The sequence below is a fragment of the Flavobacterium sp. TSSA_36 genome, assembly GCF_051547165.1.
Lineage (GTDB): Bacteria > Bacteroidota > Bacteroidia > Flavobacteriales > Flavobacteriaceae > Flavobacterium.
The window spans coordinates 12679-35657 of record NZ_JBPTTP010000009.1 but is presented as its reverse complement, the minus strand read 5'-3'; the positions used below and the strand labels follow the sequence as shown (position 1 = coordinate 35657).

Below are 22979 nucleotides of genomic sequence, written 5' to 3'. Positions count from 1 at the left end.
GCTTCTATAGGCAGTTGATATTAAGTTTTGTTTTTGCAACAAGCGATGATATTTTCTGAAAGCCCCAATAAATTTCAATGATTACTTTTTTTAAATCATTGATATAAATCACATATTTATCCATTAAGCTAGTCGATTATTTTAAGAATTATTTTTTTATTTAGTAATATATTATCTGTTTGGTTAGGAAATAAACTAACCCTAGACTCGCCATATTACCAAACGGCTATTGGCTATAGTTTCTTTATAAAGTGCGGTTTAATTTCATTATTTAATTCATTACCTATATTTTATGAATTCATTTTCCTTTAGTACTGCTCAAAGTGCCAAACTTTGAGCAGTACTTGATAATTTTTAATCCACAATTTCAATAGTACTAAACTCACTTGTGTATTTTTTTACTTGAATTTGAGTGGTAATTCTCTTTTTCAATTCTTCAACATGAGAGATGATTCCAATTTGACGGTCATCATTTTGGCGAAGCAGCTCAAGCGTGTCTAATGCATTATTCAAGTTCTCAGGATCTAGTGAACCAAAACCTTCGTCAATAAAAAGGGAACGGATTTTAGTATTCTTACTCGCAAGGTCGGATAATCCTAATGCTAATGATAAACTTACCAAAAAAGTTTCACCACCCGAGAGCGAATTAATATTACGAATTTCTCCAAAAAAATTATTGTCTTTTATTTGCAATTCCATTTCCTCTGAAGTGTCATCTTTGAAAAGTTCATATCTGTTGAACATGGTTTCTAGATGCTTATTGGCATGTTGCACCAATAGAGAAAGTGTAAAATCTTGGGCGAATTTTTTGAAAGCTTTACCATCGGCAGAACCTACCATTTTATTTAATAGATCCCATTTTTGGAATACACTATTTTTTGTTTTTATGGTATCAAGGATCAGCTGGTTTTCTTCTTCGATTTTATTATTAATCTTGATTTGCTCTTTCAATTGCCCGATTTCTTGGTTTATTTTAGTTTTATTTTCCTCCAAAGCCACTTTTTCGATATTTAAATCTGCTGCTGATTTAGTGGTTAAAGGGTTGGAATTGAGTTCTTCTTGTTTGAGTAAATTAGCATTCAATGCCCCTTCGATTTGTTGTCTTTGATTTTCGAAAGATTGTTTTTGTGTGATTAAGAAGGCACTGTTTTCTAAGTTTAATGCTACTTGTAATTGCCCAATGTTTTCGAAGCCATTTTCAGTCAGTTTATGATCTAAATGTGATTTTGAAAGACGAAATGCCTCATCAAGGTCTAAATTTTCAGCAACTAATTGCATTAAATCTGTTTGTTTATTTTTGATAGAAGACAAGGTTATTTCCTTTTCACTATTCCATTTTGTTACCGAATCTTGTTCTGCTTTAACTTTAGTTTGCAAACGGTACTCTTCCTCTTGTGGTGATTTCAATTCAAAGCTGGCTGTTTGATCTTTCAATTCATTCTCCAACAAACTTTTTTTAGCGATAAGTACTTCATCCTCTTTTTGATGCATCGAAACACTCTCTCCTAAGCTGGTACTTTTTGTTAAAAACTCCGTTATAGCATTGTTTACAGTTATCATCTCAGCATTGTTGCCTTTTAAAAGCTCATTTTCAGCATTCAATTTTATTAAATTCTCCCCTAGCTTCTTTCCGATTTCTAAAACGGCCGCGATGTCGTTTTCTTCTAAATTCTCATCAAACAAAACAAATGTTTTTTTAACAAATTCGAAATTTTCAGCTATGTTAACTTCCTTTTCGTCTATTTGTTTTTTAGCAGTTTGATAGGCTGTATAGGCTAAATGAATCTCATTTAATTGGTTGGTTTTATTGGAATATAATTTATTAACACGGTCATAATTTGAATTCAATTCCGATAGTTTCTTAATCTCGGCTTGGACAAAGTTTAATTCAGCTTCCAAATGGAGGATTGTAGCTTCAATATCCTCTATTTTTAACTCTTTTTCTACTTGTAAAACGGATTTTAATTTATCAATAGCCTCCTGAATTTCAGCAATAGATTCATTTGTACTTTTGATTTGTTGACTGTAACTTGCTGCTTTTTTTACAACTTCTTCCTTTTCTTTTTCCTTGGATTTTATTTCGAAATCAAGTTCCTTTATTTTTTCGTCAATATCATTTTTGGATACTATTTCTGGTAAATTAAGGGTATAGGGATGTTCTTTAGAACCACATAACGGACAATCTTCCTCCTCTTTTAAATTGTGACGGTGTTCCTCAAAACTCGCCAATACCTGTTTTAAGTTTTTATTTTCATATAAAATAACCAGCGATTTTTTTTTGTCTAAAATGGCTGTTTCTAGAGTTTCCATGGATAAATTAGCAGTGTTTAATTCGGCGGAATTTACTTCTAGTTGATTATTTTGCCTCTCTAATTTTGGAAGATACTCTGATAATTTCTTCCAATTTTCTACATCGGTTTTTGTATTGTCTTTTAGTTTGGATATGTTTTCAAGGGTAACTGACTCTTTTTTTTGTAATTCCAATACCTCAACTTCCGATTTTAAAGCGTCAGTTTCGTTTTTTGTGTTTTGCAATAACTGTTCTATACCAACATTTTTCGTGTCATAATCAGAAATCCGTTTTTGTAAACTTTCAATAGTGTAAGATTCAATTTCTTTTTGCAATTTTTCAATATCCTCTTGTTTTAAGTGTATAGCACCTTTTTCGGTTTCCCAAGTCCCATATTTCTCGTATTGTAAAATGGTATTTTTGTTCTCTCCAATTGCAGTATCCAAAATTGATTTTTTGGCCAGTTGAACTTTTAAATCTTCTTGGTTTGAATCGAAATTGTTTTTAGCTGTTTTTAAATCTTCAGCATTCTGTTTTAGGTTTTCGTTGTTGTTTGCAATCGTAGCAAAAGTTATTTTGGCACTTTCTATTAATGGTTTTTTACTAGTTTGCTCCTTTTGAATTGCTTCAAATTTATGGAGTGCACTTTCTAGTTCGGGTTGAATGGCTGTCATTTTTTGATTAAGCCCTTCAATTTCATCCGTTGTTCTTTGTATGTTTTCAGTATTTTTCGTGCATTCTTTTTCACAGTTTCGAAAAGCTTGCCAATCTTTTTCTATCAACGTTGCCTTGTTGTAATGCTCTAATTTTTTATACGATTCGACATTCTCTAAAAAATGCTGCTTCACCAATTCGAGCGAACTTTTATGTTGATCGATTTCCTTTTTTGTGTTTTCAACAGCCGCCAACCAAGTAATTTCGCCTAGAATTTGGATTAATTTCGGTTCTATTTCCTTAATCGTATTTTCTTTTTCTTCAAAGGAAACGGCAATCGCATTTAATTCTTCTTCATTTAAAATATTCCCGTTTATGGTCGCTCTTAAGTTATTTATTTCGGTTTCAAAACCCTTTGTTTGCTCAAAAACTTTCTTCGAGATTTCTTCATAAATTTGCGTCCCGGTTATTTTGCTGAGCATTTCGGCACGCTCGTCTGGTCTTGCCTTTAAAAATGCAGAAAAATTATTTTGAGCCAGCAAAATTGATTTGGTAAATTGCTCGTATTTCAGCCCAATAATTTCTTCTATCATTGGGTTTACATTCGATACTTTTTCGGCAATCAAGCGAAATTCACCGTTCTCTTTTCTAAACAATTTTCTATCATCCGTAACATTTATTTTCTTGTTTTTGTTAAATGAAGCTGCCCATCTTGCCAAATAAACGATGTCATTTACCTCAAAAGTAACCTCAGCATAAGCCTCTTTTTGATTGCGGGTGATTATTTCTGAACTTTGTTTGTCGTTACCGTATCGATTTATTTTACCATACAATGCCAAAGTAATTGCATCCAAAATGGTTGATTTTCCCGCACCTGTTTGTCCGGTAATGGCATACAAGCCCGCATGTTCCAAAATGCCATCGGTGAAATTAATTTCGGGTTGCACCCCTTTTAAAGATTGTATGTTATTGATGTTTATTTTTAAAATTTTCATAGGATGATGCTGTTTTTTTTGAGAATAGAGTAGTATTTTAATCCTGAAATAAAAAATATTCAATTGTTTTTGAAACCTAATGCGTGTTATCAATTTCATCCAATATTTGCATGAACAATGGCATTATTTCGGTAATACTTTCTTCGTCCATTCCTTTCTTTTCGCATCTCAAGGTGAAAATTTTCGGAACATCTTCTAAAGGATTATTATCCGTTCCGGCAATATATTCAGCTCTTACCGATTGATTGTCGGAGGAGGTAAACTTGGTGGTTCGGCTCAAAATTTCTATGTTTTTTTCAAGACATAAATCATTGATCTTATTATTGAATTCAATATAATTTACGGCTTCGGTAATGATGATTTCGGCCCATGTTGGCAATACTTGTGAAGGTTGATGGCCTTTTATTTTTTCAATAATTTCATCAGCCTTTCCTTCAAATCGAATCACGCTTCTTTGAAAAGGAATAGACAGTGATTCATGCACTATTCTATTATCGGCAATAGTCAAAATGGTGATTTCTTTTAGATCATTCCGTTCGTTAAAACTCAACGGAATGGGGGAACCGGCATATTTTACAATCACATTATCCGGATGTTGGATCATTTGAGGTTTGTGAATGTGTCCCATCGCAATATAATCATATCCGTCTGAAAATACAGTCGATGGTATTTGTCCGAGTGTGCCCACCAAGGAATGCATTCTTTTTTCGGCAGGTTCACTAAGTAAACAACCCGTTACATACAAATGCGCCGTACCAATAACGGGGACACTTGGATGATTCGTTTTGGCTTGTTCCAACAAATTATCATAATGTTTTTTTACTTCAGCTGTAAATAAACCGTGGGCTTCATTGATGTTTTCTCCCTCGGTAATTTTACGAATATCACCATCCCGAAGGTAAGGCACTGCGGCCACAACGGCAGCGACATTAGTGGTTCCGCGTTTGTAAACAGGAATTAGTTCTCCCACATTGTTTAGATCACCACCGACAATACTTACATTTAAAATTTTAAAAATATCTTTATAAGAATTTAATCGAGACGCAGAATCGTGATTGCCACCTATAATTATAACTTGTACATCCAATTTATACGCCTCCAATAAGAAATAATGGTACTTATTTATGGCTTCTACCGAAGGACTCGAAACATCAAAAATATCACCTGCAACAATTATGGTATCAATAGCTTGTTTTGCTATGATTTGCAATAGCCAATCTATAAAATATTGGTGTTCTTCACTTCTTGATTTTTGCAAAAAGGTCTGTCCAAGATGCCAATCGGCGGTGTGTATTACTTTTAATGACATAGAGTCGTGTTATTAATATTGTTAAGGTAGATTTTGATTGAATATGAGGATCAATATATTCCTGAATTTTTAATGTTTTTTACAACATTATAAACACACTAATAGTTTAGAAGTGTTTTCTGCCGCATCCGATATTTTAAAAATGAGCAATTCACTTTTTTTTTTAGGGGTCAAAACAATTAAAACGAAATGTAGACACTTCACTGGAGATTATTTTAAGTAAGTTTATATTTAAAATATTGATTGTTCTAAAACTAATTTCTGAACATTCTGAATTTTAGTTTTCATATCGTATTTATCAAATTTATATTGCATATATCTTGAAGTAAAATCATCGTGAGTTGATGTAATAATTTGATAATCTTTGAATTCATTTCTAATCAGCTCAATAAACGTATGAATGTTTAAATCATCCATTGTTTGGATAGGATCATCGATTGCTAAAAATTTAAAATTTTGATTGGTATTATAAACTTTATTCAATGATAGACAAAACGCTAATGAAACTACAGCCATCTGACCCGAGCTTAAATGATACACAATGTCATGATCTGATGTATGACCTGTTTTAAAAACAACATTATTATTCTGTCCAGTTGGATTAATCTTAACAAAAATACCCAAACCTTGTTGATAGCTTTGTAAAATCTTCCCTGAGTAAATATAAAATGGAATCTTTATTTTGTTTATCATTTCCGCTTTATGTCCTTGAATTGTTCTATGAACATTATCATAGATTTTATTTACTCTCTCAATAATCGTTTTAAGTTTTTCATGCCTAGTCATTAGAAACTGAAGTTGATCATTTGTTAGATGAGCATAACGTCCTTGTATATACTCCTTTTTTGATAAAAAATCCTCTACTTCAAGTTTTTTTAAAGTTTCTTTATCTGAATTAAAATATTGAACATAAAGATTTTTATTTTCTATTTCATCTTCGTTATAATTTAAGTCCTTTAATAACTTACTTACCAAAAACAATTTTAATTGTGCTAATTTATCATCTATTTCAACTTTATTTACCGGTATACTACTACAGACAATTTTGAGAATATCTTCTCCATTTAATAATGGATAGCTTTCAGAAATTTGATTAATCGTTGCCTCATAATTAGTGTAATTTCTAACTATTGCCAATATTTCGGGTTCAATTAGTTTATTTTCCTCAATATACTTTTTAGTAAAAACAGAAATTTTTTCACGAAAAGCTTTAATTTGCTCAATTAAAAATTGCTTCTCTATCAGTTTAGAAAGATTAAATTTCTCTAATGTTTGGGTTTTGAATTTTATCGCTTCTTCAAGTTTTGAAAAAGATTCAAATTCTGTATTACATAATGGACAGCTATTTTCAGAAATATTTTGAATCTCCTTAATTTTTACAAAAGCGTTTAGTGCTTTTTCTCTTTCTTGCATTAATTCCGAAACAATAACACCTATTTCACCTAAATCCCTGTCAATCGTATTAATCTGTTTTTCAACTTCCTTATATTTTCTACTCTCTTCCTCCTGATCGTTCAAGAAAAGAGTAAAGAATTCTGGATTTATAAAACTTGTAACTTCTTGTGAATTAAATTCAATAGCTTTACTTACTCTAATATTTTTTTCTGAGATTTTATCTGCTAAATCTGAAGAATAAATACTTTTAATAAGTAATGATTTTAGTAAACCATCATTATTTATTATCTCTTCATTTAACTTTTTGTAAAGTAATGATTTGTCATATTCAATTGGATTAAAAACTTGTCGAAACTCTATAAGCTTACCTAATAGTTCTTCAAAAGCATTTAATTTGTTCGTTGGGTCATTTATTAAAAAAAACGGCTCTTCACTATCAAACTCGAATTCGGAATCCGGAAATAATTTTTGATATTCAACCGATTTTATATCTGGAATAGATTCCTTTAATGCCATAATTTTTTGGTCAATTTCTGTTGATTGACGTTCCAAATTTGTTTTTAATTCCAGTAATCGTTTTTTACCCTGCTCCTCTTTTTCAATATTAAATAAGAATCCTAAAGATGATCCTTTATCATCTTCGCTTTTTCTTAAAAAATAAATACTGTTTTCTTGCTGTATGTAATTAAAAAGATAAAAAGTTGATGAAATATCTATGCTTGAATTTTCACCATAAACTAGTTTATTAATATCTTTTTGTTCCACAGATTGTAAAGCTGTTAAATCATCAATATCAAAATAATTGATGTCCTCTGTTAAATAGGTTTTAAATATTTTACTGGCATCACTTGGTATGAAATTACGAGATGATTTTACTTTTGTAACAGAACGAGCATCATCATAGTGTTTTATAATTATATATTGTTCCCTGGTTGCAGTATTTTCAATCCATAATTTTAAAATGACGTTTTCACCATCCGTATTTTGAAAAAAAGGCTTGTTTCTGTCTTTGTTCTTCTTTTGGACAGTATCAAACCATTCTACACGGTTAAATTCACCTGTTAGGCATAATTCAATTACCTCAAAAATGGTAGTCTTTCCAAAGCCATTTGGACCAGAAAGAATATTTACGTTTATAGATAAACTATCAAAATCAAAAATAGTTCTAGGTTTTATTCCTTTAAAATTCTGAAGATATATTTTCTTTATTTTAATCATTTGACATCATTTTCAAAATTAAATCGATTTTTCTTTCATCTTCGACTCTACTAAAATCGATTTCATTAATATCACTATGATATTTTATTAATCTATCAAATCTTAAAGAATCTTTTTCCAAACTATTCTTTAATTTATTATTTAAATCAAAGTATTCGTTTTGAGAAAATAATATTTTTAAAAATGGCAACTTTATAAAAAGCTGTATCACTACCATGTATTCCATTAAATCTGAACTATATCCAAAATCAGAATACTTATTGAATTTACCAGAATCATTTAGCTTATCTTGGAGAAAATCAATCGTAGGTTTTTTTAATAATTCAGATATGGATTCTTCTGTATATAAAATGACATATTTTTTAAAGAAATATTCATTTTCTTCAATCAGTAATATTTGTTGTTGTAACTTAGATAAAGCTTCTAAATCTTCGCATTTTACCGTAATAATTAATGATGAATTTTTCTCAATTTCAGCAATGCCACTTGTGTCAACTAATTTCTTATAGACTTCTAAAATATTTTTATAATCTTTATTGTCATAAAAATTTTGAGTATTTTTTATCGAGAACAATTCGGATTCATTAATATTTATATTGAAGAAAAATGATTTGTTTTTATATGAAAAACAATCAATATCACCTGGGTGTTTATCGATACCATGTTGTTCAAAAATACTATAAAGTAACTGTTTCATTTGCTAGTATATTTTTTGCTTCATCACGATTAATTAGTTTTGATTTTGAAGAGAATGACATAAATTTTTCTTCTTCTTTACCATCTTCATTATTAATGATAATATTGTTGATTTTGGGGATGTTGTCTAAAAAATTTGCAGAAATGTTTCTATTTATTAAAGCATGATTTTCCCAAAGCATGTTTTGGGAATTTAGATTATCTAATATTACCGATATTACTGTTTTGACTTCTTCTTCATCACTAATTATGGCAGTCAAAACATATTTTAATTTGTCTCCTGTATTAATATATTGCACAGAGTTTTCAATAATTTCGGGTAATATGTTTTTGACTTCTAAAAGTATTTTCATGAATACTTGTCTGAGTCCATTTGGATTAAAATTATAATGTGGAGTGTTGAGAGATTCTAAATTTTCATTTAGATTAAGTTTTTTTAGAAAATTTAGAAAATCTAAATCCTCAAGTTCATATAATTGTTGAATAATACTTGATTTGAGTAATTCAATATGATCATTATCTTCTTCTACTGTATGAGTTTTTACTTTATTAATAAATTCATTGTAAAACAAGTTTCTACTAATAAATATATTATTCGAAGAAACATCATTTGTTTCATTAATGATTAATAAAAGTTCTTGAAAGCTAAACCTTATGTCATATAAATCTTTACTTGGTTTGGTGGCATGTTCACATCTTATTTTTTCATCTAATTTGAACGATAGACGGTTTAATGCCATACTTGCTAAACCTTGATTACCATTATGAAAATCATGTGAATTAAGTTCCTGCGCTAAATAATTACTTATTTCTTCCGTGCCACAATTGAAAATATTTGTGTTGTATTCATATCGCAATATACTTTTTGGATTTCCACCAACTGAAGTAAAATCATGAGCAGGCCAATTCCCTATACTTTGAACAGTATGTAAAAAATTATTTCCAGTACACCATTGTCCTGGTTCGTAATTACCAGTTTCGATTTTTTTACCATGAACATCTTTTTCAAATTTCCCATTTAATCCGATTTGATAAATTGGAACACCTGCAAAAACTGATTTGTAGGTATTTAGTAAATGACCTTGTGAATAATATGCTTTTACCTGATGAACTGATAATAGCTCTTTTGCCACATTTGGTAATTGTTTAGATATTGCAACGTCTTCATTATTTTCATATTCTACATAATGAAAATCAAATTCATTTTGTAAACCAGACTGTATTAATCTTCGCATTTCTCTCAAAGCAACTAATAAGCCTACTTGTCCTTGATGTGAATAACCACTCCAACTTGCTGTTGCATTTCTTGAACTCATTTACCAACTTTTTTAATTTAATAAAGTACTTTATGAATAAACACCCTTTGTAATATAGAATTGTGATTTGATTTATAGATATTTATGGAAAATCACTAAATCAAACATCCAAATTATATCAAATGTCTCACCTTAATTTTATTTTGTTTCATTAACCAAGTATTTTACCTCGTTGTTTTTGAAGACAAATTCACCAATTTGAAGGCTAGAGATGTGATTGATACACACTATTCCCGCCTCCATAATAATTAGAATAAATATGCTGATAAATTGCTACGGTTTTAAGGCTAACTTCTTCATCGGTATACACTTCTTGAGGAAGCCATAGCAATTGGTTGTAAATCTCACTTTTCACTTGTGCAGTAACCTCTCGTTTTTCTCTCCAACGATCAATTTTTAATTTCTCAGCTTTGAGTTTTTCAAGTGTTTCTTGAGCTACTTTTTTAACTTGTTTTAGATCTTTGCCTTCTAATTCTTTTCCTTCTCGCAGTAAATCAAAAATGGCTAAAGTTTCTTGGTCTTTTAGGTTTTCTCTAATGGTTCGTTGCTCTTCAAAAGTCAAATCTGCTACATAATTACTCAGTTTGTCAAAGGTGGCCATGGTATCTTCTAAGGATTTCCCTTTGTTGTATTCTTCGACTATCTCTTTGTACCTTTCGTAAAAATCCAAACGCAACGGATTTTCTTTCAGCATTTGTTGCAATTTTTTATCTATGGCTTGTTGCAAATCAAAAACTAAGGCGTTTTTATGTGGTGCTTTTGCAAAAGCAGCTTTCAATTTTTCAAAATCCAGTTTGCTTAAATCAACGTAAATTTCCTCCTTGGACTCTTTGATTTTACTTTTTTCCAAATGAACACTCTCGTTGACAATATTTTGCAATTGCATCATAATCTCAGTCACATCTGCCGATTTCACGTTTTGATTTAGCAAACTGTAAATGGCATCAATAGCATTGAATTGCTTGATGTACGGTTTTGCTTCATCTTCTGGAAACAAGGCTTTGTATTTTCTAAAAACAGAACGAGCCATCATTTCAAAACTGGTTCGGGTGGTTTCGTTTAAGCAGATACAATCGGCTGCTTTATTAAGCAAACCAATTTTTTCCATTGGTTTAACATTGAATAAATCAGAAAGTTTAAAACCTAAAGTTTGTAGATAGTCTTTGACTTCTTTAATTGCCAATTTTAACTCTTTTTCTAGATCGCCAATTTCTTCAACGGCTTTTCCGCTGTCAGCTCCTTTACCTTTACCACCTTCTCCGTACACAGAATACGCCTGTTCCAATTTTTTGTAAACGTTTCCGTAATCGACGATCAAACCATTTTCTTTTTCATCATCGTATACGCGATTCGCCCTTGCAATGGTTTGCATGAGTGTATGTCCTTTGATAGGCTTGTCCAAATAAACCGTTGATACGCATTGTGCATCAAAACCGGTAATCCACATCGCACAAACAATAGCCAGACGGAAAGGGTTTTCGGAATCTTTGAATTCTTTTTCAAGATTACGCTCCACCATTTTACGACGGTGTTGCTCTATGTCTAAATTCATTTTACGGAATTTATCCACTTCATTTTGCTCACTGCTGACCACAACGCACACTTCTGTTTCGGTAACCTTATTGTATTTTCTTTGTAATTCTTGTGCTTCTTGTTGGTCTTGTGCTTTGGAAATACGATCTCCGAGTTCTTTTAAATACAGAGGCCAATACTTCATGATTAATTGATGCATCCGCACGGCTGTTGGTTTATCAAGTGCCACATACATCGCCTTTCCTTGATAGCCTCTTTCGTTGAAATGCCAAACAAGATCTTTTGCAATAGCATCTAAACGTTTCTCGGCGGTAAGAATGGGGTAATTCTTTTGAAATAAATAGGCTAATTTTTTCTTTTTGTCCTCCTCAAGATTCTCATCTTCCAAAACCTCAGCCATTTTTTCATCTAGCTCAGGATTGTCAATTCCAAGTTTTTCACCTCTATTGATATAAAGTAAAGGCAATGTTGCATCATCTTCTATCGCCCTTTTGAAATCATAAACCGAAACGTATTCTCCAAAGATATTTTTAGTTAATTCTTCTTCATCTTTGATAATTGGTGTTCCTGTAAAACCAAGATAGGAAGCATTTGGCAAACCAAAGAAACGCATGTTTCTGGCATAAGTTCCGCCTTGTGTACGGTGCGCTTCATCTGAAATCACGATGATGTTTTTACGATTGGTAATCAGTGGATATTCTGTTTCCTTTTCGGGATCAATAGAAAATTTATGAATTAAAGTAAAAACATACCGGTGATTTTCAGCGAGTAATTCCCTAAGATGATCACGTCCTGTAAGTCCGGGTTTATTTCCTGCAACGATATGTTTATCATTTACAATTCCAGCTCCTGAGAAGGTATCGTATAATTGATTTTCTAATTCGGTTCTGTCAACCGCGATAAGGAAAGTATAGGCTCCTCCAAATTTTCGGTGTACTTTTTCACATAGAAAAACCATTGAATACGACTTTCCACTGCCTTGTGTATGCCAGTAGACTCCCAACTTTCCTTGAAGGTCTTCGATGTTACGCACATTTTCCAATACTTTGTTTACGCCGATATATTGGTGGTTTTTGGCCATTAATTTCACAACATCACCACTACTTTCATCAAATAATAAAAAGTTTTCGAACAAATCCATCAAACGATGTGGTGCGCAGGTTCCGCGAATCATGGTGTCTAAACTAACCACTCCTTCTTGCTCTTCCTCAATACGTTTCCAATCCAGAAAGAATTTGTACGGACTCGTCACGGTTCCTACCTTGCTAGCTACACCATTACTGAGTATGATGAAAGCATTGGTATGGAAAACGTGCGCAATAGTGTCTTTATAATCTTTGATGTTGTCATTGTAGGCATTGCGTAAATCGCTGTGGTGGCCTTTTAGTTCAAAGAAAACTAAGGGAACACCATTTACAAATCCAATTACATCCGGACGGCGGCTGTATAATTCGCCCACGATTTCTAATTGACGAACGGCTAGAAAATCATTGTTGGCATAATTGTTATAATCAAAAATCTTGAGTTTCTTCTTTACCAATTCACCACTATCGTTGGTATAGACTACAGGAATCCCGTTCTTGAGTACGTCATATTTTTCTTTGTTGATACTCGCCAAGGTTTTGTCAGCCACTTTTTGAGCCAGCAATTCATACGCCTGTTCATAGACTGAAAGGGGTAAATCAGGATTTAAGGCAGCTAAAGCCTGAATCACATAGCGTTTTAGAATCACTTCTGATTTGTTCTCACGGCCTAATAGACCTTGCTCACCAAAGGATTCTTTTGTCCATGCGGTAACCACTTTCCAACCCAACTCTTCCAATACATCTTGAGTGGCTTGTTCTATGAGGGCGTCTTCTGAATATTCGTAGCTCATTGATTAATTTTTAATAAGTTCTGACAAAACTTTAGGACTACCTCCATTAAAAGTTCCTTTAGTATTTACCAATTCTCTGATATTCTTAAAATACTTATCTTGTCCCTCATGTTTATAATGATTGAATGAAATAAATCTTCCTTGACTCCAAAGTTCTTCATTCAATTTTGCCGCATACCATTTAAACATTTCTAATTTTTCATGGGTTTCAAAATTCACTTCACTATTTATAACTACTTTTTCTGAATATAATTTTTCTAAATCATTTTCTAAAAAATCTCTAAAAAATGAATTAAAAACCCCTTCTTCTATTTTAATTGAACGAATGATTTTTTTCCAATCCCCAAAATCATATCTCCAATAATAGCTAGCCCAATTTTCGGTCCAATATTTGCCATAAAAAAACAGTGTATTTCTTAGTTTATTTGCATTCATAAAGTTGACACTGTCTTTTTCCGCATGTAATGGGAATAAATTGTAAAATTTAAATTTAATTAATTCTAAAGTTTGTTTACATGGGTTTTCTTCAAAATATATTAGATGGGAAGAATTTATATTTTGCAAATCTGCCCCATCTAAATTCAGTGGATGGTCTTCAATTTCCCAGATTAAACTTTCTATATCTAGTAAATCATTAGGTTTGGTAGATTCCACTATAGAAAGATAATTGTACTTTATTTTTTCATTTGATTTTTTAGATTCTTCTTGATCATTATCACTCTCGTCTTCATTACTATTTGATCCAAAAATTTTATTCTCAATTATGGATTCAACTGTTTTATACAATTGGTTAACACCACGATTATTATTGTTTTTTCTAATAAAAAAGAACCTAAAAAACCGCAACAATTCTAAATCATCGATTGTCTTATTTAATTCTTGTTGCTTGTTAATGAATAATAAGAAGGACCAAATAAAGACCATTCTATTTTGTTCTGAGGATCTATTTTTATCTCCATAATCAACATGCCAATTGGTTACATTATCGTTAAATATTTTCCATACTTCATTATAAAAAGTATCAATCCATTTTGTGTGTTTGTGATGAGACTTCAAATGTTCTTTTCTATTAAGAAAGAACTCTAACGAAGTTATATAAGATTCAACTTTTTGTAAAGTTAATATTTCATTCACTTTACAAAAGGAAAACTCCTTATCCTTTCTTGTACGTATATAATTTTCTAAACCAGCTATGCAATCAATGAAGCTATTAAAACCAAAATCTGCACTTTGTATAGCGCGGTTTTGATCTCTATTTTTCCAAAATATTTGTTGCCACTTTTCCCATTTAATACCAGAATCAAATAAATCTTTGTCTTCCAACATTAAAGCGGCTTTCGTAATTTCATTTGCTGCTAAGTCTTCACCACGAGCATTCATCGTGATATACAATTCTTCTCCTTCGGAAGTAGCCTCTGTCTTAAAATGCCAAAAAACAATCTTATTTATAAAATGAGAATAGTATTTAGTAGCATCATTAAAAATTTCTGTAATATAGTTAAGTGCTTTGACAACTAAGCTAACACTTAAATCATTTTTATAATCATCCAAAAACCACGTTTGCTGACCAATTTGTTTAAATTCAGAAACGGAGTTAGTTTTTTGAATAAATTCTAAGAAAAATAGCTTAGTAGTATCTCTAACTTTAAAATCAAAACACATTGAGTCTTCCTCGAAACGTATCAAGTTTAAAAATTCGTTTTTTCTATCTTCTTTTAAAGCAAAGTAGAACAGCATTAAAAACAAAGTTGTAAAACGTTGTTGACCATCAATTAGATTTTCATCTAAAAAACGGTCATTTTGAACTTTTACATAATCTGGTTTATAGGAATACAAAAAGCCAATATTAATTTTTTGAGCTTCACTTGGCAAATGACAAACATTGCAGGCAACGCCAATTTTATCTTTTAAGTTCGTTAAAAATTTCTTTATTACATCTTCATTATTACCCCAAACATATTCCCGTTGTATCTCAGGAATAATAAAATTATTTTGAGATAATAACGTTAAAAGATTTTCTTCTTTTAAGAAAGCTTTTGTTTTCTTAGACATCAGACTTGTTTTTAAAAAATTTTTCTAAAGTGATTGCTATTTCATCGGCGTTTTTTCGAACATCGTCAAAATCCCAGTTGCCCAAATTTTCTTGAGATTTATGTTTTAAAAACACCTTAACGGTATGCTGTCTTACATACAATCCATTAATGGTATTTGATAAAATTTCACTTCTCTTTTTCCTATAGCCATCGTTGCCGTAACCTCTGTTTATTGTTTGATGTAGCAAAACTAAATTACCGATAGAATTAATTGGGGTTTTTTTGTGGATTTCTGTTTTTAAACCATTCAATTTGTTTTCTCTTTCTTGAATTTCAAAGGAGTCCCAATCTTCTTTTGAGAAAGGAAAATCTATTTCGGATTCTAAAGATTCAATATAATTCTTTAAAGCACAAAAGTCGGTAAGTTCCTTTAATTCTTTGGGAGTCCCAGAGAAAATATGCTCTTTATCCTCTTTATAATTGGTGAAATATTTTGCATTTAAAAATGGAAGTGGGTTTCCTATTTCATTATCTTTAGTATGAGTAATAACATCTAATAGTAACAAAATATTACTTAATTGACCTGATTGATACCAATTGGTTTTTTCTAGAGTATCATAATCAGTAATCTTTCCTAATAAATGGTTTTTAGCTTCTTCAATTGTATCACTTTCTTCTTTTGTACATATTAGCTCTTCAATTTTTGAAACACACCACTTATTAATAAAATGATCTCTGGTATTTTGTGATTTTCCCCATTCTTTTAAAACCTCTTTAATCTTTACTTTTTTATGAGAGAATAAAAAACCTAAATAATGGTATATTTTTCTGTTTTCAAACCAATCTTTTAACGTGCGATGAAGTTTTAGTATGGATTGATAAATTTCGTCAGCCTTACTTTCTTCAAAAGCCTTAAGGGTAATTTCATTTTTCCCTTTTGTTTCAATCCAAATTTTATACAAAAGATTTATAGGATGTAAATCTTGATTAAATTTGATTGATTCTTTACTTCCAGTATTTACACTGGTGAAATTTTTAAAATATTCTTTTACTTCTGCTTTACTCCACCATGCATTCAATTCATCCAACTGCCATCCGATACGGGTTCTGCGTTGATTTAATTTTACTATATCTTGTATGTCTTCAGCATCATAATCCTCCAATTCTTGTTTTGCCACTCTTGTAATGAGTATGGCACGCACTAAATCGGCACCATCTAAATGAACTTTTCCGGCGTTTAGATTCATAAACAATTCCTGCTCATTTACATTTTCTACCTTGTTTACAATTAGTTTTACATGTTTAAGCAGTACTTCTTTAAAAGCTTCTTTGTCATTGTTTTGCTGTGTAAACCAATCATGAATTGTTCGAATTGCTGTGTACATAAAAAACACATCCTGAAAATCAAGATCTTCTTCTTGTTCCTTTTCAAATGCTGTAAAATTTTCGGAATTTATTATACACTCTATGATTTCGTCTTTGTTATCAATACAATTTTGAATAAAAGTATTTGATATTGTTCTTACAGCATAAATAAGTTTGTTTGATAAAAGTTTTTTTTCTCCAAGATAAGCAAGTAACAAAATAGTGGTGGTTAAACGCTGTTGACCATCTACAACATTAATATGCGTTTCATTTATTTCAGATTGAAATAAAGTTATGTTTTGCAAACAATAAAAATGACTTTCATCTTTTGTTTTAGAAAAAATGTGAATATCATCTAACAACTGTTTTACCTGTTGTTGGTTCCATTTGTATCCTCTTTGATATTCGGGAATATTGAATTTTTGAGTTTCTTTCAAATAAGTACCAAATACCTCTTGAATCGAATATAATAATTTAGCCATTTTCTATAGTTTATAAAGTTTGTGTTTCCTACTCCTCCACATCAATCATCCCATTCATTAACCTTGGCAATAAAATATCGCGTGCTTCTTTGAAAAGACGGTTTTGGTTAGTTAGATTTTTAGTACTTTCATCAAGAAGATACCTTTAATTCAAAAAGAATCCTAAAAATTGCTTTTGAAAACCTGAACTACCATTTACGGCTTCAAGAATGGTTTCGCAATCGCCTAAATATTTATTGGCTTCATTAATAGGCATTTTATCGGTTCCAGGATATAAGTAGGCTATATACAACAAGTTTTTATCTATCATTAAAGCTAAACGGGAAACAAACTTCTTAGCAATACTGTCAGCTCTATGAGGATCGAGCTCTACTACAATATGTTCATTTAGCTCTTTGCTGTATCCATAAATATCAAAACTATCTTTTCTACCCTCTTTAGTTTTGAATTCTGTTTCCCATTGGTAGTTAGTAACTGTTTTCTCTAAATGATCTTTGAGACAATCTTGCAATTCGGTTACCAATATTTTTAGTTCGCCTTGACTTTTATTTTTATCTCGTTTAAAATCGAATGTAAAAGCTTCTAAAGCTTTTGTTATTTGTTTTTTACTATCAATTGCATTGGTAACTTCTTTCGGTATAACCCGATTTATCATTGGCAAAATTTCGGTAGCACCTGTACTTAAGTGAAAAAAAAGCCTTTTGGTACTATTGCCTCCTTTTTCGCTACCCGATTGGCCTGAAGTTTTAATTTCTTTACTTAGTTTCGTGATAAATGGATCTATATCTATATATGTGAAATCAAATGTAGATAGACCATCGACCGTTAACATACGATCTGATAAAGTAGGATATTTAGCTTCTCTAGTAGATGCGATGTAAATTTCGACTCCTTTGGCATGATTGTTTTTTAGATTTTCTAAAACATATTGTAGCAGCAATTTATAATCGGGATTACGTTGCGCATTAGATTTTTTTGCACCACCGCGAGACTCCAAGATAATACCTTTCATCCCTTTAAATGCTCCGTTATATAACCATTTGTTTTCTTTCATATCAAATTTTAATTAATTGAATGCATTGTTTCTACATACAACTCCTCCACATCCACCATACCACTCATTAACCTTGGCAATAAAATATCTCGGGCTTCTTTGAGAAGGCGGTTTTGGTTTTGGAGGTGAAGAATTACTTCAAAATTGTCTTTAACCACATTATGGAATTTTAATAGAAATTGAAGAGCTGGTAAAACAGCTTCTATTTTTTCAAATTTACCTTTGTTTACATTAGTCATAGTTGCACCGTTACTTCCAAGACCTTCTAAAACAGGTTTTAATCCTTTTGCTATACAATAAAAATAAAAGGAAAAATATTCTTCATAGAATACAATTGAATTAATTTGTTGATTGGTTTGACAATCTTCAGATGCTAGAGCAAATGCTCCAGCGGAACCTATACAACTAACCATTAAACTGTTTTTTGGGATAAACTTATTTTTTTGAGAATTAGCTCCAAGTTCAGTAAGTGTTTGATTACTGTCTATAACATAAGGAAAACCTGCCATGTCTGGCGTTTTTACAAAAGGAACATTTCCATTAAAAAAATCTTCATTTGCAGTTGATGGCGTTTTACCTGTAATTATTTTCCCGAAAAACTGAAATTCTTTCTTCTCCCACCCCTCAGGCAACCCAGTCACTTTATCAAACACCGCCGTTTCATAACCCGGGAAACGCATTTTTACAAACCATTCCTCATAGGTGCGTTGGGCTTTTTCTTCCAATAATTTGATGCGTTTCAGGTTGTTCTCTATCAAATCATCATAAGAAGATAAAATGGAGGCTATTTTGCGTTGGGTAGAGAGTGGTGGGACATTGAGTTTGATCGCACAAAAGTTTGATTTACTTACATGATGTCTTCCTGATGCAGTACCTGGGTTTGCATTTTCAACTTTCGGCAAACTGTATTTCAATAAATAAAAAACAAAATCTTCATCATAATCCTTAGATGGAATTACAACATTAACTGATTGATTTGTAAAACAATATTGGTCTGCTTGAAACATTTTTTCACCAACAGTACCAATGGTTACGACACCTGTTGCTTTAGGTGGTATGTATGAATTATTATATCTTTTAAATGCTTTTTCAGAATAATTTTCTTCCCAACTGGTTACGTATCTTCGATCAATATCCATATCAGTTGGTTTGATAAATGGATAAGGTCCTCCATAATTATCAGCATCTTTTTTTGGGGGTGTATTTCCTGTAATCACCTGACCTAAATCACCAATTGTGATCTCTTTCCATCCCTCTCTCATACTTGCACGCTTTGGATTTGTTGCATCAAATGGTTGGCTTCTTCGTTCAAAGTAGCTAGTTCGCTGTGAATTTCGGTTATACGTCCTTGGTAATCAAAATCCATATCTAGTTCGACCACTACGCCTACATAACGGCCTGGAGTAAGACTGTAATCCTGCTCGGCTACTTCTTTCAAATCTACAATCTTGCACAAACCTTCTACATCTTCGTAATTTCCTGTTGGGAACTTTTCATTGAACCAGGCATTGTTGGCGCTTAGTTCGGGTTTTTCGCCACGAAAAAGTTGCATGATAGCGGTCAATCCTTCGAGTTGTTCTTCGCTAAAATCGTTGATCGTAGTCGTCACCTTGCGGAACGTATTACGGGCATCAATCATCAGGATTTTGTTTTTATTCTCGGGCTTTTTGCCTTTGTTGTAAAACCACACGTGGCAAGGCAGCGAACGGGTATAGAAAAAATTATTCCCTACCGAGACAATACATTCTACTGCACCCGTTTCAATGAGTTGTTGGCGTATGCGTTTTTCGGCATTTCCTGCATCGGTAGCCGAGGAAGCCATCACAAAACCAGCACGACCTGTAGCATTCAAATAGGAATAGAAATACTGCATCCATAGGTAATTTCCGTTTCCAATAGATCCAGCACCCGTTAGTGGCGCTCCAAATGGAAGGCGCTCGTCTTCGGCTAGGAATTTGTTTTTGGCATCGACCTTATCCACATTAAAGGGAGGATTGGCCATCACAAAGTCGCACTTTCCTGTAAGATTATGTGGGTTGGTATAAAAGCTGTTGCTTTCTATGATTTTGCCTTCAATCCCGTGAATGGCCAAGTTCATTTTGGCTAGTTTGGCATTGTTGCTTTTGAGCTCGGTACCATAAACGGTAATGGCTTCATTGACACTTTTGCTTTCGTGATCTTGAATGAAATGAGCTGTTTGTACAAACATACCCCCAGAGCCACAAGCGGGATCATGAATGATTCCATGATTGGGTTGTATGAAATTCACAATCAGGTTTACCAATGAGGGAGGCGTGAAAAATTCGCCCCCTTCTTGCGCACCCGCTCCTTGCATAGAGAATTTCATCAAGAAAAATTCGTAGATGCGTCCAAATACATCGCCTTTGGCATGACGAACCGCATCTTTATTGAATACACGCACCAAGTCTCGCAATAATTTATCGTCGAATTCTTGGTAGCTTTTTGGGAGAATACCGGATAAATCTGGGTATTCGGCCTCAATGAGTTTCATGGCATTGTTAATGGCATCGGCTATGTCTTCGCTTTCAGGAAGTGCCGCTAGGAAATCGTATTTGGCTTTTTCGGGTAACATGATGGCACCCGCAGCCGCGTAATCGTCTTTGAGGGCTTCACGTTGCACCCCTGTACGAGGATTGATAGGCAATGAATTGGCTATAGCAATTTTGGCATCTTCGTACCTATTTTGTGCAAAGCGTAATAGTACTAATCCGAGTAGAGGGTCTTTATATTCGGCAGCTGTCAATTTGGAGTTCCCTCTTAATTCGTCGGCGGCATCCCAGAGTTCTTTTTCTAAATTCTTTATTTGTTCTTGGGTCATTTTCTATTGTAAAAACGTGTAGTAATCGATTTTTTTGCTGAAAGGCTAAAATATCGAATATTTAATTAAAAAGCTTACGGAAAACCGTAAAGAAAGTAATAATTTTTAATGTAGAGTGATTATGCATTATGTGAGATAAATAATAGTATTTTCGTTTAGTCTAGCCAGTTATTTCTACTATATAAAGACATTTGGTAAATTCATTTAGATGCATTTTAAATTCATTTAATTTCCCCAAACATAACCATAAAAGCAAACTGAAACAATCACTAAATCAAGTGATATTTATGTCTTAAAATCTTCTTATTCTCTCTCCTAAAAGTTTATGGAATTTTCTTCAATCGTAACAACCCAAAAAACAACCCATCAAATCAAAGAGACATTTTCTATCCGTATAACAATATAAAATTGATTAAATTTCTAAAGACGTATACTATGCCTTCTAAACGACTAAAATTTTCAAAGTACAAAAAAGCTTTAAAATTTGGCCTAGTAGTAGTTGTCGCAAATTTTGCAACAACTCACTTTGCATCCAATTTTAGCAAAGCGAATATATTTACCAATAAATTTTCATAGTAAGTTATAGGACATTGATAACGGACATATTTCAGAGAGACTATATCGCATATCGCGATATGCGATATAAAAAACACAAACTATTGTATTACAATATAATTTTACCTAATATTGCATATCGCAATATGCAATATAAAAAAATGGCACAATTAAAAAACAATCTGAAACCACAAGATATAGTCATTCTACTTAAGATTATAGCTCTGGGGGATGAAAACTGGTTTCACCATACACTTGCACTAGATTTAGGAATGAGTCAATCCGAGGTGACACAATCGCTCAATCGCTCTAAATATGCGGGGTTAATAGACAATGCTCGTAAGAAAGTAAACAGATTGGCATTCAATGAATTTGTTTTACACGGACTAAGTTATGTCTTTCCACAACAACCAGGTCCTATTGTAAGAGGCATAAATACGGCACATTCCTCAGCTCCTCTAAATCAAACAATTAATTCCTCCGAAAAATATGTTTGGCCATTTGCAAAAGGAAGCGAAAGAGGCCAGGCTATAGAGCCTTTATATAAAACCGTAGTAGAAGCAGCTCTAAAAGACCAAAAATTATATGAACTTTTAGCATTAGTAGATGCCTTAAGAGTAGGAAGAGTAAGAGAAAAAGAAATAGCAAAAAAAGAATTAGAAAAAAGAATCCTAAATGCACAATAAAATAATAAACTTAGCATTAGTTGCACAAGTAGCCGAGGGGCTAAAAGAATTGAGAGAAAAGATGGTTTTCATTGGAGGGGCTGTAATCAGCTTATATACAGACGACCCCGCCGCGGATGAAATAAGACCCACAACTGATATTGACATGACTATCAATTTGGCAAATTATGCTGAATGGGCAAAAATGCAAGAACGATTAGCAGAACTCAATTTCTATCCTGACCCAGAGGGACAATCTATTTGTTCATACAAGTATGACAAAATTGCAATCGATATAATGCCTGCCGAAGATAGTAGTATTGGGATTTCAAATACATGGTATAAACCAGGATTTAAAAATCTACAAGAAATCGTATTACCAGCAGGTATAGCCATAAATATTTTACCATTCCCCTACTTTCTTGCGACTAAATTTGAGGCATTCAAAGACAGAGGTGCAAATGATTTCTATGGAAGTCATGATTTTGAAGACATCATTTATTTGCTTGACAATAGAACAACTATAGTTGAAGAACTAATAAATGCTGACATTGATGTAAAAGAATATATCAAAAAAGAATTAGCAACTTTAAAAAAACATCCACAGGCTCACGAAATCTTGGCTATGCATTTACATCCTTATCTCAGAGAAGAAAGGTTTCCTATAATGATGGAAAAAATAAATGCAATTATTGAAAATTAAT

At 32.2% G+C, this 22979-nt stretch carries 13 protein-coding genes; 2 read left to right on the top strand and 11 right to left on the bottom strand.

Translation table 11 applies throughout. The features are described 5' to 3' along the window. Positions 1 to 354: 354 nt before the first annotated feature. From ACSVH7_RS14305 to ACSVH7_RS14255, 11 genes are all read right to left on the bottom strand, one after another. Positions 355 to 3939, bottom strand: a complete 3585-nt coding sequence (locus tag ACSVH7_RS14305) for an AAA family ATPase (RefSeq protein WP_438067366.1) — start codon at positions 3937 to 3939, stop codon at positions 355 to 357. Between the two features lie 76 nt (positions 3940 to 4015). Continuing rightward, positions 4016 to 5248 (bottom strand): exonuclease subunit SbcD, encoded by a 1233-nt coding sequence (gene sbcD / locus ACSVH7_RS14300; RefSeq protein WP_438067365.1) that lies wholly within the window; start codon positions 5246 to 5248, stop codon positions 4016 to 4018. A 231-nt stretch (positions 5249 to 5479) separates the two neighbouring features. Then, the gene (locus ACSVH7_RS14295; protein WP_315146220.1) at positions 5480 to 7861 is read right to left on the bottom strand and encodes an AAA family ATPase; all 2382 of its coding nucleotides are present in this window, start codon (positions 7859 to 7861) and stop codon (positions 5480 to 5482) included. Further along, positions 7854 to 8558 carry an ABC-three component system middle component 1 gene (locus ACSVH7_RS14290; RefSeq protein ID WP_315146218.1) on the bottom strand — a complete coding sequence of 235 codons (705 nt, stop codon included), beginning with the start codon at positions 8556 to 8558 and terminating at the stop codon, positions 7854 to 7856. Before ACSVH7_RS14290 ends, ACSVH7_RS14295 begins: the two co-directional genes overlap by 8 nt. Further along, a complete protein-coding gene (locus ACSVH7_RS14285) occupies positions 8539 to 9873 on the bottom strand; it encodes an ABC-three component system protein (RefSeq protein WP_315146215.1) in 1335 nt (444 codons plus the stop codon). Before ACSVH7_RS14285 ends, ACSVH7_RS14290 begins: the two co-directional genes overlap by 20 nt. Before the next feature lie 205 nt (positions 9874 to 10078). Next, entirely contained in the window at positions 10079 to 13282 is a 3204-nt protein-coding gene (locus ACSVH7_RS14280; protein ID WP_438067364.1) for a type I restriction endonuclease subunit R, read from the bottom strand. 3 nt (positions 13283 to 13285) lie between these two features. After that, a complete protein-coding gene (locus ACSVH7_RS14275; protein WP_438067363.1) occupies positions 13286 to 15334 on the bottom strand; it encodes a DUF262 domain-containing protein in 2049 nt (682 codons plus the stop codon). After that, a complete protein-coding gene (locus tag ACSVH7_RS14270) occupies positions 15327 to 17162 on the bottom strand; it encodes a DUF262 domain-containing protein (protein WP_438067362.1) in 1836 nt (611 codons plus the stop codon). The genes ACSVH7_RS14275 and ACSVH7_RS14270 overlap by 8 nt, the downstream gene beginning before the upstream one ends. Before the next feature lie 145 nt (positions 17163 to 17307). Then, positions 17308 to 18216, bottom strand: a complete 909-nt coding sequence (locus ACSVH7_RS14265) for a hypothetical protein (protein ID WP_438067361.1) — start codon at positions 18214 to 18216, stop codon at positions 17308 to 17310. 8 nt (positions 18217 to 18224) lie between these two features. After that, positions 18225 to 19478 carry a restriction endonuclease subunit S gene (locus ACSVH7_RS14260; RefSeq protein WP_438067360.1) on the bottom strand — a complete coding sequence of 418 codons (1254 nt, stop codon included), beginning with the start codon at positions 19476 to 19478 and terminating at the stop codon, positions 18225 to 18227. Beyond that, positions 19475 to 21055, bottom strand: coding sequence for a type I restriction-modification system subunit M (locus ACSVH7_RS14255; protein WP_438067359.1), 1581 nt, complete (start codon positions 21053 to 21055; stop codon positions 19475 to 19477). Before ACSVH7_RS14255 ends, ACSVH7_RS14260 begins: the two co-directional genes overlap by 4 nt. A 716-nt stretch (positions 21056 to 21771) precedes the next feature. Here ACSVH7_RS14255 and ACSVH7_RS14250 point away from each other — a divergent pair. Then, the gene (locus tag ACSVH7_RS14250; RefSeq protein ID WP_438067358.1) at positions 21772 to 22296 is read left to right on the top strand and encodes a hypothetical protein; all 525 of its coding nucleotides are present in this window, start codon (positions 21772 to 21774) and stop codon (positions 22294 to 22296) included. Beyond that, positions 22286 to 22978, top strand: a complete 693-nt coding sequence (locus ACSVH7_RS14245) for a nucleotidyl transferase AbiEii/AbiGii toxin family protein (RefSeq protein ID WP_438067357.1) — start codon at positions 22286 to 22288, stop codon at positions 22976 to 22978. The genes ACSVH7_RS14250 and ACSVH7_RS14245 overlap by 11 nt, the downstream gene beginning before the upstream one ends. Position 22979 lies beyond the last annotated feature (1 nt).